Origin of the sequence: Halobellus captivus (assembly GCF_007655485.1) — an archaeon.
Lineage (GTDB): Archaea > Halobacteriota > Halobacteria > Halobacteriales > Haloferacaceae > Haloquadratum > Haloquadratum captivum.
The window spans coordinates 216,865-230,195 of the sequence record NZ_VJXQ01000004.1; the positions used below are offsets into that span (position 1 = coordinate 216,865).

At 61.7% G+C, this 13,331-nt stretch carries 10 protein-coding genes; 9 read left to right on the forward strand and 1 reads right to left on the reverse strand.

Translation table 11 applies throughout. The features are described from left to right. The first annotated feature begins 119 nt into the window (after positions 1-119). The 7 genes from FJT57_RS12435 (at position 120) to FJT57_RS12465 (ending at position 8,142) form a co-directional block, all read left to right on the forward strand. A complete protein-coding gene (locus FJT57_RS12435) occupies positions 120-701 on the forward strand; it encodes an N-acetyltransferase (protein WP_144905690.1) in 582 nt (193 codons plus the stop codon). After that, on the forward strand, positions 698-2,083 hold the full coding sequence (locus FJT57_RS12440; RefSeq protein WP_144905692.1) for a nucleotide sugar dehydrogenase: 1,386 nt from the start codon (positions 698-700) through the stop codon (positions 2,081-2,083). Before FJT57_RS12435 ends, FJT57_RS12440 begins: the two co-directional genes overlap by 4 nt. Then, complete coding sequence (locus FJT57_RS12445; protein ID WP_144905694.1) at positions 2,076-3,362, forward strand: nucleotide sugar dehydrogenase; 1,287 nt, start codon at positions 2,076-2,078, stop codon at positions 3,360-3,362. The genes FJT57_RS12440 and FJT57_RS12445 overlap by 8 nt, the downstream gene beginning before the upstream one ends. Positions 3,363-3,442: 80 nt before the next feature. After that, positions 3,443-4,468, forward strand: a complete 1,026-nt coding sequence (locus FJT57_RS12450; RefSeq protein ID WP_144905696.1) for a DUF354 domain-containing protein — start codon at positions 3,443-3,445, stop codon at positions 4,466-4,468. 1 nt (position 4,469) lies between these two features. After that, a complete protein-coding gene (locus FJT57_RS12455) occupies positions 4,470-5,405 on the forward strand; it encodes a glycosyltransferase family 4 protein (RefSeq protein ID WP_144905698.1) in 936 nt (311 codons plus the stop codon). Then, complete coding sequence (locus tag FJT57_RS12460) at positions 5,392-7,347, forward strand: hypothetical protein (protein WP_203229175.1); 1,956 nt, start codon at positions 5,392-5,394, stop codon at positions 7,345-7,347. Before FJT57_RS12455 ends, FJT57_RS12460 begins: the two co-directional genes overlap by 14 nt. Before the next feature lie 192 nt (positions 7,348-7,539). Beyond that, the gene (locus FJT57_RS12465; protein ID WP_144905700.1) at positions 7,540-8,142 is read left to right on the forward strand and encodes a DUF7344 domain-containing protein; all 603 of its coding nucleotides are present in this window, start codon (positions 7,540-7,542) and stop codon (positions 8,140-8,142) included. A 343-nt stretch (positions 8,143-8,485) separates the two neighbouring features. On the opposite strand, the gene FJT57_RS12470 is transcribed toward FJT57_RS12465, so the two are convergent. After that, a complete protein-coding gene (locus tag FJT57_RS12470) occupies positions 8,486-9,334 on the reverse strand; it encodes a DsbA family protein (protein ID WP_162524348.1) in 849 nt (282 codons plus the stop codon). A gap of 436 nt (positions 9,335-9,770) precedes the next feature. Here FJT57_RS12470 and glmS point away from each other — a divergent pair, with 436 nt between their 5' ends. Together glmS and FJT57_RS12480 are read left to right on the forward strand one after the other, a co-directional pair. Continuing rightward, complete coding sequence (glmS, locus tag FJT57_RS12475) at positions 9,771-11,588, forward strand: glutamine--fructose-6-phosphate transaminase (isomerizing) (protein WP_144905704.1); 1,818 nt, start codon at positions 9,771-9,773, stop codon at positions 11,586-11,588. Positions 11,589-11,616: 28 nt separating this feature from the next. After that, entirely contained in the window at positions 11,617-13,296 is a 1,680-nt protein-coding gene (locus FJT57_RS12480) for an asparagine synthetase B family protein (protein ID WP_144905706.1), read from the forward strand. The last annotated feature ends 35 nt before the right edge of the window (positions 13,297-13,331 follow it).

Genomic DNA, 13,331 nt, shown 5'->3' on the forward strand with positions numbered 1-13,331 from the left:
GTGGTTGACAAGCACGCACGAGTGAGTGATGCACCGGCTATCGAGCAGTATGCACCTGCTGTCGAGAACTCAGTCCGGCAGCGGAACGCTACAGGCGAATTCGGGGGTGTCGAGCGCCCGTGAACGCCTTTGTGACCGGCAGCGGCTGCGACATCGACGAGGACGTGACCATCGGGTGCCGGGGAGAGGAGGCGCAGACGACGATCATCGGATCCGAAGCGAGGATTCGGGCCGGAACGATCATCTACGCTGACGTCGAGATCGGCGACGAATTCACAACCGGTCACAACGCCGTCGTCCGCGAACGAACCCGTATCGGTGACGGCGTGCTGGTCGGTTCTGACGTCGTCATAGACGGTAACGCCGTTATCGGTGACGAAGTACGTATGCAGACCGGCGTCTACGTCCCGCGGAATACGACGATTCACGACAGAGTCTTCTTGGGGCCGCGGGCGGTGCTGACGAACGATCCGTACCCGCTCCGTCGCGACGTGGACCTGGACGGACCGACTATCAGAGAAGGGGCGTCAATCGGGGCGAATGCGACAGTTCTCCCTGGCGTGACCGTCGGAGCGGACGCCTTCGTCGCCGCTGGCGCGGTCGTGGCGGAGGACGTCCCCCCCAACACGCTCGCCGTGGGCGTTCCGGCGACGCATCGACCACTACCCGACGAACTCGAAGGAACGAACGTAATCAGATGATATCTCAATACGGCCGAAAGCTGTACGCGAGTCGCGACGACCCCTCGGATCAACAAGACGACCTCATCAGCGGCAACGTCCCGGTGGCGGTCTACGGACTCGGGAAGATGGGACTGCCGTTGGCGGCGGTCTACGCCGACGTGACGACGGCGGTGATCGGCGTCGATACGGACGAAGAAGTCGTCGAGACGGTGAATCGCGGCGTGAGTCACGTCACGGGCGAACCCGGCCTCAGCGAGGCGGTCTCACGGGCCGTCTCAGAGGGGTGGCTCCGTGCGACCGACGAAGGCGAGCGGGCGGCCGAGGAGGCCAGCGTGCACGTGGTGATCGTCCCGACGCTGGTCGACGAGAGCGACGACCCGGACCTGTCGGTGGTCAAGGACGTCACACGCACGATCGCCGCCGGACTCGAACCCGGCGACGTTGTCATCGCGGAATCGACGTTGCCACCGCGGACGTGCCGCGATGTTCTCCTCCCGCTTCTCGAACGCGAAAGCGGACTCTCTCGTGAGGAGTTCGGGCTCGCATTCTGCCCGGAGCGGACATCGAGCGGCAGGGCCCTCGAAGACATCAGGGGCGCGCATCCGAAGATCGTCGGCGGCGTCGACGAGGAGAGCACCCGCGCGGCCACGCTCATCTACGAGCAGATCACCGACAACGACGTCCTCGCCGTCTCCGATGCGACCACGGCTGAGGCGGTCAAGGTGTTCGAGGGGGTCTATCGCGACGTGAATATCGCGTTGGCGAACGAGCTGGGGCGGCATTCCTCGGCGCTCGGGATCGACGTCGTAGAAGCGATCGAAGCCGCCAACACGCAGCCGTTCTGCGACATCCACACGCCGGGAGCGGGGGTCGGCGGCCATTGCATCCCCTACTACCCGTACTTCCTCATCGGACCGTTCGACGAGGATACACAGTTACTGGAGACCGCACGCGCGGTAAATGACGAAATGCCGTTCTACACGGCTCAACTCGCACTCGACACGCTCCGCGGGCAGGGGGTAGATCCCGCGGACGCCTCGATACTCGTGCTCGGGCTGACGTACCGTCCCGGGGTGGAAGAAATCAGGGCGACGCCGGCCCTCCCCGTCGTCAAACGGCTTGATCGAAGCGGTGCCTCCGTCTTCGCACACGACCCGGTCCTCACCGACTACGACGCGTTCGAGGAAGCCGGTGCGGAGATCACAGAGACGGTCGATCTCGACGACAATCAGTTCGATGCTGTCGTTCTCGTCACACCACAGGCGGCGTTCGAGGACATCGACGTCCCGGAGTTGGGACCGGAGGAACGCCCGCTCGTCGTCGTGGACGGGCGACAGGACCTGACGCACCTCCGAGACCGCGACGACGTGACGTACCGGGGGGTGGGACTGGATGGCTGACACCGTCTGCATTGTCGGGTTGGGATACGTCGGCCTACCGTTATCCGAGGCGTTCGACCGGAACGGCGCGCACGTCATCGGGTACGATATCGACGAATCGAAGGTCGAACGATTGGCCGCGGGTGAGGACGCTGTCGGCTGCGTCGGCGACGACGCCGTCGCCGACTGCGACGTGCAGTTCACGGCCGATCCGTCCCTGATCGGAGACGCGGAGTACGTTATCATCACTGTACCGACACCCGTCGACGACCTCCAGAACCCGGATATGCGATTTGTCGAGGCCGCGGCGGAAACGGTCGGCAAACAGATGATGCCGGAGACCACCGTCGTGCTGGAGTCGACGGTGTTCCCCGGTGCGACCGCTCAGGTACTCGTCCCCGCTCTGGAGCGGACGTCGGACTTCACGAGAGGCGAGCAGTTCAACGTGGCGTACTCACCGGAACGCGTCGCCCCCGGCGTCACGGGGCGGAGCGTCAACGAGGTCGTGAAACTCGTCGGTGCGTGGTCTCCGGCAGTCGGCGAGGACGTCGGGCGGCTCTACGAACGCATCGTTGACGCGGGCGTCGTCCGCACGCCCGACGTCGAAACCGCCGAGGCCGCGAAGGTGATCGAGAACGTCCAGCGCGACCTGAACATCGCGCTGGTGAACGAACTGGCCGTCGCCTGCGACCACATCGGTCTCGACACGCACGCGGTGCTGGACGCGGCCGGGACGAAATGGAATTTCCACGACGAATACCGGCCGGGTCTCGTGGGCGGGCACTGCATTCCGGTTGATCCGCTGTACCTCACCTACCGCTCGGAGCGCGAGGGGTTCTCGCCGAAGCTCATCCTGCAGGCCCGCGAGATAAACGAATACGTTCCGAAGCACACGGCCAATCTCGCGATACGCGCACTCAACGAGAGCGGACGCGTTATCAAAGACAGCAGACTGCTCGTTCTCGGCCTCGCATACAAGGCGAACGTCGGGGATATCCGGACCTCCGAGGTCGGCGGGGTCATCTCCCATCTGCAGGACTTCGGAGTCGACCTCGCCGGGTACGATCCCCACGCTGACGACGCCGAGGTGCGCGAGGCCTTCGGAATCGAGATACTTCCGGAGGTGTCTCTGGAGAATTTCGACGGGGTTCTGATCGCGACGGCCCACGACGAGTTCGCCGACCTCGATCTCGAAACGCTCAGTGAGGAACTGAACGCCGATCCCCTGCTCATCGACGTGGCGAACCAGTTCGACGGCGAGACGGCCCGCGATTTCGGGTTCGTCTACGAGAGCCTCTAACCCATGAACAGAACCTACCGTCCTGGCAGCGAAATGGGCGCACGGCGAACGAACGCGTTGCACAGTTTCGGGTGGGGATGATGGAGATACTCATCAGTATTCAGCATCCGGCACACGTGCACTTTTTCAAGCACGCGATCAGGGAGTTACGCGAACGTGATCACGAGACGCACGTATACGCCCTCGACAGAAGCGTCACGCGCGAACTACTCGCCGCGAACGATATCGAACACACCGTCCTCGCGTCCCGAGGCCCTGACGACTCGGTTCCGCTCACCCAGTTGGTTTACGAGTACCGACTGCTGCGTGCCGCGCAGCGTCACGATCCGGACGTGATGGCGGCCGTCGGCGGCGTCTCCGTCTCACACGTCGCGTCTGTTCTCAAAACCAGAAGTGTCGTCTTTACGGACACGGATCACGCCACGCTCTCGAACCGACTCGCGTTCCCCTTCGCCGATCTCATCTGCACGCCGACCTGCTACCGCGGGAACATCGGCCCGAAACAGTACACCTATCCCGGCTACCACGAACTGGCCTACCTCCATCCCGACCGGTTTTCGCCGTCGCCAGCTCCCCTCGAAGCGATCGGCATCGACCCCGAGGAAACGTTGGTCGTCCTGCGGTTGATCCGGTGGGATGCGATGCACAACGTCGGAGGAGAGGGGTTCAAGGACTTGGAAGGCGTCGTCGAGCGGCTCGAACGGACCGGCGCGCGCGTCCTCGTCAGCTCCGAGAAGCCGCTCCCGTCGACGCTCGAAGACCACCGAGCCGTCGTCCCGTCGAACCGGATGCACGACCTGCTCGCCTACGCCGACCTGTTCATCGGCGAGAGCGGCACGATGAGCGCTGAGAGTGCAGTTCTCGGCACGCCAGCGGTCTACGCGCACGAGAATGAAACAGGACTGACGGAAGAACTCGCCGAGTACGGACTGCTGTTCCCTTGTCACGGCCCGACTCGACGGGCTGACGCGCTCAAGACTGCGGTCTCCATCCTCGAAGGCGGGACCGAGCGCGATTGGGAATCCAGACGGGATCGAATGCTCGCCGACCGTCGAGACACGACCGAAATCGTCGTCGAGCGACTTCTCGACGTGGGGAGACGATAAGATGCGTACCCTTCATCTCGTGACCACGGAGTCGCCGTTCTTTGAGAAGCAGATACAGGCCCTCGAAGAGCGGGGCGTCTCCTGTACAGTCGTCTCGATGCCGAAACGGGGCGAAACCGCCCGATCGGTACTGTCGTACGGTTCCTTTTACAGCCGGGTGCTGCAGTCCGCGATGGACGACTTCGATATCGTCCACGCGAACTACGGCCTCGTGGGACCCTTCGCGCTCGCGCAGCCGAACAGGCCTGTCGTGCTGACGCTTTGGGGATCGGAGGTGATGGGCTCGTCCAGATGGCTCGACGCACTGAGCGCGTGGACGGCTCGGCAGTGCGACGCCGTCGTCGCGCCGTCGCCCGCAATCGCAGCGCGACTCGATTGTGATCACCACCTCGTCCCGTTCGGTGTCGACACCGATCTCTTCGAGCCAATACCGCAACACGAGGCCCGCGAGCAGGTCGGATGGGATCCCGACGAGCACGTCGTCCTCTTCCCGTACCCACCGCGCAGAACGGTGAAGAACTATCCACTCGCCGAGCGGGTGGTCGCCCAATTACCGGATAACGTCGTCCTGAAGACGATGTGGGGCGTCCCGTACGAGAAGGTTCCGGTGTATATGAACGCGAGCGACACCGTACTCGTGACGTCGCGTCGCGAGAGTGGGCCGATGGTCGTCAAGGAAGCGACCGCGTGCGGGGTTCCGGTCGTTTCGACTGACGTCGGATTCGTGGCCGACGTGCTCGAAGACGTCCCCCAGTCGTTCGTGTGCTCGTCGGAGGCGGAACTCGTCGAAGGTCTACGAGCCGCACTCACCGCTGAAACGTCTGAAAGCCCTTCGAGGGAGATCACCCACGATCTCGATCGGATGGGTGATCAGCTCCTCAGAGTGTATCACGACGTCCTCGACAACTCCACGGAGGGAACGCGTGTACGAACCTAACCGCGGCCTCGTCGACCGGATCGACGGGCTCCGTTTCGACGTCGTCGGTGCCGCCATCGGGTTAGTCCTCGCGGCGCTGATGTTCCCGCTGCGATTCCTCTCCTCGCAAATCTACATCGAGACGCTGCCGATCGTCCTCGGGTTGGGGTGCGCCATCTATCTGCTCGCCACCCGACAGAGCCTTTCGACGGACGAACGGCCACAGTTCGGTGCTGGCTTCGCCCGGTTGGCTCCGGCACTCGTCTTCTTCGGCCTCGCGGGGATGGTCGTCGTCGCTGGCACGGCCGGTCGTCGAACGCTGTTGTTCTACGACCTCGGCGGCGTCATCGGTACGTTACTCCTGGCGCAGGTCGTTCTGATCAGAGAGCGCGACTTTTACCCCGGTGTCGTCCTCGCACAGGTCATCCTCCTCGGAATCGTCGTGCGGTTCGCTGCACTCTATACCGCACCGGGATACATCGGCATAGACATCTGGTCACATATGACGTACGTCGAGGCAATCGCCCAGGGGAACTCCCTCTCGGCGATCGAGCACACCAAGTACTACGCCTCACCGTTCTATCACCTGTTGGTTGTCACATCGTCGAGGCTGCTGGACGTGTCGCTGCGGAACGGTCTCTACCTCTCTCTCGGCATCGCGATGCCGCTGTCTGTCCTCCTCGTCTACGCGGCGGGAAGGACACTCGTCTCCGCGCGGTGGGCCGTCTTCGCCGCCGCAGCGTACGTGGTCTCGGACCACGCGATTCGTTGGGGAATCCACATTATCCCGACCAGTATGGGACTGGTGTTCTTCCTCGCGATACTCTTCCAGCTATCGCACATCCTGCAGAACGAGCACCGTCCACGCGATTATGGGCTGCTCGCGCTGTTCAGCGCGGCCGTTATCCTCACGCACCAGATTTCGTCGTTCATAATGCTCGTCTTCGTCGGAGCGGGGTTACTCGCGCAATTACTCCTCAGATCCGACCTGATTAGAAAGCCGTCCAGCAACAACTGGCTCCTGCAGTCCGTCCCGAAACCGGCGAACCTTCTCGGCATCCTCATCTTCGACGTTGGACTGATTACGTTTATGTGGTCGCTCACGCCGTACAACGGTGACACGTTTCTCGAGACGGTGTTGAGCTATCTGTATGACACGCTGTTCAGCACTGCGGGGTTTCTCAACGGCGTCGACAACGACAGAGGGGGAGGTGCCGCGGCCGCAGGGGGCGACGGCGGTTCACAGTTCATCGCCGAACTCGCGGTTTACATGGACACGGTCGGGTTCCTGTTGCTGCTCTTCACCACCGTGATCGGCAGCCTCGTCGTCCTCCGGCGACGGCGTGCGAACCACGCGACGTTCACGCTCGTAATCACGGTTGTCGTGATGCTCTTCTTCGTGCTCGGCCTGCCGCTCTTCAACGTGAACAACTTCGTTCCGGGTCGCTGGTTCGCGTTCCTCTACGCTCCGATGGTGATACTCACCGCGATCGGCTTGCGATACCTCAGCCGTAACCTCTCGCCCAAAGCGGTCCTCGTTTGTCTCCTCATCTTCGCGCTGGTCTTCCCGAGCGTGATGCTGATGTCGAGCGACGGGACGCCCGACAGTCCGGTGTTCCCGAGCCAGAACGAGCGACTGTCCTACACCGACACCGAACTAACCGCGGTGCAGACCACCGGTGCCATCGCGGCCACGGAGGGACAGCCACTCTACACAGACCACCCGTACGCCACGGTGTTCGTCCGAACCGAAACACATCCGGCGGAGGTGATACGATTGCGCAACGGTCGCGCCGTCCTCGATGGGACAACTGTCTACCGGACGTACCAGTCTGACGGCGGTTCGTTCTTCCGCATCGGGGAGGGCGCAGGGATCCGCAACCCCGACCGCTCGAACATCTGTCCCGGCGCCACGAATCACGTATACGCGAACGGTGATGTGCAGGTGTGCCAAGCACCGTGATCACGGAAGATTGTAGCTAAAGTAGCGTTTGCAATCCGTTTCGAAGGTTGCTAATCGAAGATCAATTCGGATTTAGTTAACTTACAATCGACACACTGCGTGGATATCAACGGTCTAAATAATTGCAACGGTCTGCAAAAGTCGGGATTAGTTTCCCATTTTATTATCTCCCTGGTGAATGGGGAAAGTGCAATGAGCACGAACGCTTCCGATGGAATGAACGAACTCTCAGAGCAAGCCCCCCAGACGACGAACGCGGAGCGTCAAAGCCTCTCTGAGGACGATATCTTCCACGTGCTACAGAACGAACGACGGCGCCTCGTTCTCAAGTATCTCGAGGGTCGAGACGGGGAGGTCCGTATGCGCGATATCGCTGAGCAGGTGGCCGCGTGGGAACACGACACGACCGTGCAGGCGCTCACGTCCACGCAACGCCAACGTGTGTATATCCCGCTCTATCAGAACCACCTCACCAAACTCGATGACAAAGGAATCATCGAGTACAACCAGAGCCGCGGTATCGTCAAGCGAACCCCGCTCGCCGATGAGCTACAGGCTTATCTCGATCCGTTCGAGGTCGAGAGCGACAACGCCGACGCGGAGAGTGACGATTTCCCGTGGGAACTCCCGTATTTCAGCATCGCTGGCCTCGGGACGGTCCTCCTCGTGGGTAAGGCGTGGAGCCTCCCGCTACTGTCGATGCTGTCCAACTTCCTGGTGAGTACGCTCATACTGGTCTTGTTTTCGGCCACTAGCGCCGCACAAGTCGCAAATGAACGCGGCTTCAGGGTGTAAGCGGCGGCCCCGCCCGATACGAGCTCGTCTCGGAAACAGTGATGTTGTTGAAATCCCCGAGGAGTTACGGGTCCGTCTCGTGATATCACGAGATGGCAATCATCCCGAAACAATAGTTCGACCTGCTATGGACGATGCGGGATTCGCTGAGTGGACGTACTACAATGGCACGGAATTGAAAGCACTGACTTCAGCCGAAGTGCCAGTAATTTATGTTGCGAAGCGGTGACTGTGTGTTCCTCTGCAATCAGTAGGCACTCATCAGCTACCGGCCGTGTTTATGCTTGTTGTGCCTGAAAGGTAGGGTTTCAACAGTGGCGAAACAGCGGGACCTAGAAGCGATTCATTCCACAGCGCGCTCGATCTGTGCGAGCGTATCCTGAAAGTCGACCGTCGGTGCGGTAACCGTCCCGTCAACCGCCACTCGCGGGACCGTTGAGACGCCGAGATCAGCGGCAGTGTCCGTCGTCGCGTGGACCGGACCGGCGTACGCCCCGTTCGTGACGCTCTGTCGGAACTGCGTGATCCCCGACACTCCGCTCGTCTCCGCAACGCGGACGAGGAACGACGGTTGCGCCCATTCGTAGCGCTCCTGGGGTTGGTTCGCGAAGAGGTGGGCGAAGTACGACCAGTACGATTCCGGGTCGATATCCCAGACGGCGAGACCCGCGCGAGCGGCCCGCGGTGCGTCGGTACCGAGAAACGGATCGCCCGAAAGATACGCGAGCGAGCGGTACTCCACCTGGAGATCCCCGGAATCGACGAACCGATCAACGATCTCGGGCAGCAGCTCCAAGACGAACTCCTGCGTGTAGGGACACTTCCAGTTCCCGATTACCGTGGCGGTGACCGCCGCGTCGTCGCGGCCCATTCGAGCGTACGACGACTGTCCGTCGGGGACGGGGATACCCGATAGATCGAGATCCGGCGATTCGAGTGTCACCGAATCCGTCGACCAAGAATCATCATCTGCCTCCGTCGAGGCTGTCCGATCGGATCGAGTCGAGACCGAATCAGTCGACGGTTGGCCGCCGTTCTGACCGGGCTGAGACGTCGATGTCGACCCCCCTTCACCGTGGTCTTGTTCGCCAGTGGAGAACTGCTGTGCGACGCTTGCACAGCCAGCAATCGATGCGATCGCGGTTGTTCCGGCCAATTGCAGAATTCGGCGGCGTGTGTCGTCTAACGACATACGTACCACGAGTAGCCGCACACTCATCATTATCCGGATGGTAATACCGTCTGAAACAGTCGGTTTCACGGTGTCCGTCACTCCAGGTGTGGCGGAGTTCTTCGCTGTCTCGTGTCGATCAGTTCACGTGTGTGACGTCGGACGGGGTCAGTTCCGAGACCTCAAGCCAACGGGTTTTCGACCGTCCCACCGGGCTTACCGCGATGATAACGGACTGCTTAGCCCGTTTATAGTAATGGGTCGAGCCGGTGTACGCCAAATCAACCCCTCGTAGCGAATCGGGGCCCTGAACGGAGATTTCGACTATGACACGACCCACTCCAGTCATCGACGCAGAGACACCACCCGCACAACCAGTCTGCCTCAGTACCGACATCGTGTACTGGTGTTCACCGCTTGCAAGCGCCCGAATGACCTCCTCCGAGGTGAACTGCTAATGTGTGGCATCATTGCCAGAGTCGGCGAAGGAAACGCCGTCGACCGAGTCATCACCGGACTCGACAATTTAGAGTATCGCGGCTACGATTCCGCCGGGATCGCCCTCCAGAACGGCACCGGCGTCTCGGTATCTAAGTGCTCGGGCGAGGTCGAAGAGCTGAAGCAGAACATCCGTGGTGACCGATTAGCTGGCAACATCGGAATCGGGCACACGCGATGGAGTACCCACGGCCCACCGACAGACGAGAACGCTCACCCTCATACGAACGGCGATGGGACCATCGCCGTCGTCCATAACGGCATTATCGAAAACCACGCAGAGCTCCGTGAACGACTGAGGAGCCAGGGCGTTGAATTCGAAAGCGACACCGACACCGAGGTCATTCCGCATCTCATCGATCACTACTACGCGACGTGCGACGACCCGAAGGTGGCGTTCACCAGAGCGATCAGCGAGCTCGAGGGAAGCTACGCCGTTGTCGTGATGTTCGAGGACTACGATGCGGTCTACGGCGCTCGGCAGGGATCTCCCCTCGTTCTCGGCGTCGGTGACGATCAGTACTTCCTCGCGAGCGACGTGCCCGCGTTCCTGGAGTACACCGACCGCGTCGTTTACTTCGAGGACGGCGACGTCGTCGTCGCACGCCCGCACGGGGTCACGGTGACAACGGCCGACGGAGAACCGGTGAATCGCCCGATCGAGTCGGTCGATTGGGACCCCGAGGAGACGGGGAAGGGCGCCTACGACCATTATATGTTGAAAGAGATCGAGTCACAGCCGAGCGCCCTCTCGAACAGTATCAGGGGACGGATCAACGACTCGAACGACGGTGTCGATGTAGACGTGTTCGATCCGTCGACGCTGGCGGATGTCCGAGAGGTGCAGTTCATCGCCTGCGGGACGTCGTATCACGCGGCGATGTACGCGTCGACGGTGTTGAACCGAACCGGAATTCGCGCACGTGCCTTCCGGGCGAGCGAGTACCAGTTGTCCTCCGATCCGGTGACGACCGACACGCTCGTCGTCGCGGTGACGCAGAGCGGAGAGACGGCTGACACGCTCGGAGCGATGGAGCGTGCGGCCGACGAGGGGGCGAAGTTGCTGACCGTTACGAACGTCGTCGGATCGTCCGCCGCACGCGCCGCGGATGACACGCTGTTCATCCACGCGGGTCCTGAGATCGGTGTTGCGGCCACCAAGACGTTCTCCTCGCAGGCGGTCACGCTCTCGCTGCTCGCACAGCACCTCGCCGAACACATCGAGGATGGGACACCCGTCCCGAATCTCCCAGCGGTTTTGGACGCCGTCCAGACACTCCCATCGGACATCGAACAGATCATCAACACCACGCGCGCCGCTGCGCTCGCGAATCACTATCTGAACAGCGAGGCGTACTTTTTCATCGGGCGAGAGCTCGGTCACCCGGTAGCACAGGAGGCCGCGTTGAAGTTCAAAGAGATCACCTACGAGCACGCGGAGGGCTTCGCGTCCGGGGAACTGAAGCACGGTCCGCTCGCGCTCGTGACACCGCGGACGCCGGTGTTCGCCATATTCACCGGCCTTCACGACGAGAAAACGCTCAAGAACGCAAAGGAGGCACAGACCCGCGGAGCAGATATCGTTGCCGTGGCACCGGCCGGGCACCCCGCGGTCTCAGAAACGGACGCTCATCTCCCGATACCGGACACGCATCCGATGTGGGCCGGGCTGCTCGCCAACGTTCAACTCCAACTTCTCTCGTATCACGCGGCAGATGCGCTCGGGCGTTCGATCGACAAGCCTCGAAACCTCGCGAAGAGCGTCACCGTCGAATGATCGGTTGTGTCAGAGCGGGGAGACGAATATGAAAAAAGAGCTCTTCGGTGTCTTCGGCGACCTCTCGGAGTTCCGGCGCTACCGGTCGGAGACCGAGTTCGATCGCGTCGTCGAAGGGCAGTCATCGACGGTCGGGATCCGGGACATCGCACTCGGAATTCCCGGTCGATCCACCGTCTACGAGGAGGGAGACGATATCTGCGTGCTGTGGGGTGAAGTGTATCCCCCGTACGGGATGTCGACCGGGACGGCCCGGTGGCTCCTCGAACGGTACCGAGAGAGCGGACTCGACGCTCTCAAGGAGTTGAACGGTTCCTACCTCGCCCTCATCGACGACGGCGACGCGGTCATCGCCACGGACCCGATCCGGTCCTGGGAGTGCTACTACGCGGATACGAACGGATCGCGCGTCTTCAGCACGGCACCGGATTCGATTTCGAACCACCTCACGGAGCCGGAGCCCTCGACACGGGGACTTCAGGAGTTCCTTCACTTCGGCGTCGTACTCGGCGACAAGTCGACGGTCAAAGGGCTTCATCGCGTTCCGTTCGACGGGTGTCTGTACCGCGGTTCAACCCGAGATCTTCGCCGGTTCGTCTACGAACCGACGGAATTCGACTACGTGCAAGAACTGGCCGATCGCCTCGAACGCGCGTTCGCCCGCCGGGCGAAACTCCCCGGCAAAAAGGGGTTACTCCTGAGCGGCGGGTACGACTCGCGGACGCTTCTGGCCGGACCGCTCGACGTCGATCAGTGTTATACAGTCGGCGATCCCACGAGCGCCGAGGTGAACGTCGCGGCCCAGGTTTCCGACCAGTACGACGTTCCGCACCGCGTTCTGAGCATCGATGAGCGATACCTTCGGCGCGATGACGACGTCATCAAGTACGGACACGGAATCAAGGAGTCGCTCCACATCCACCACGCCGCGTACGACCACGAGATCGACGTCGATACGATGTATCACGGACTGCTGTGGGACACGTTCTTCCGAGGGCACTTCCTGCCGAGGGATCGCTTCGACGTGTTCGGGTATAAGATACCGAGAAATCGACTCGAACCCGATCCGGGCCTCGCCGAGACGCTCGTCGATCGGAAGTTCGGGTTCATCCCCACGGAGAAGGATCTCGTCGCTGACGCCGACGTGAGAGGCGATGGGCGCGCAATGGCATACGACGCCATCGTCTCCCAGCTCGATGGCCAGACGGACCGGTACGATTCGATTTATAACGCGATCGATCTGGTGGGCATCCAGAACCAGCCGACGCTGCCGTTCCGTAACCACCTCGCGGACCAGTACATTGAGTCCTTCATCGTCGCGGACCGCGAGCTTATCGATTGGCACCTTCGAACGCCGCCGGAGCATCGAAACTCGAAAACGCTTCTCCAGGCGATCCAGCTCATCGACTCGGACATCTTGCGGCATCGACCGCCAGGACGGCCCTTCGAATCGGTGTCTCTCAACACCGCACAGAACTTCTTCCGGAAGCAGTGTCCGTTCCTGTCCGGGTTCAACGGTTCGTGGCCGGACCGAACCCGGCACTACGATCAGAACCACTTCGACGAGAAGCTCTTCCCGCACTGCCGGGAGATACACAACCTTCCGCCCCGATTGAAACTCCGTATCAGCGACATCAGTGTCTGGCTGGACGACGCCGCTGACGATTTGAGCGGCATCCCATCCGAGACGCTCTGCTCACCGGTCTGAATTCCGCGAGTTTCTCATCGGCCCCCACCACACAC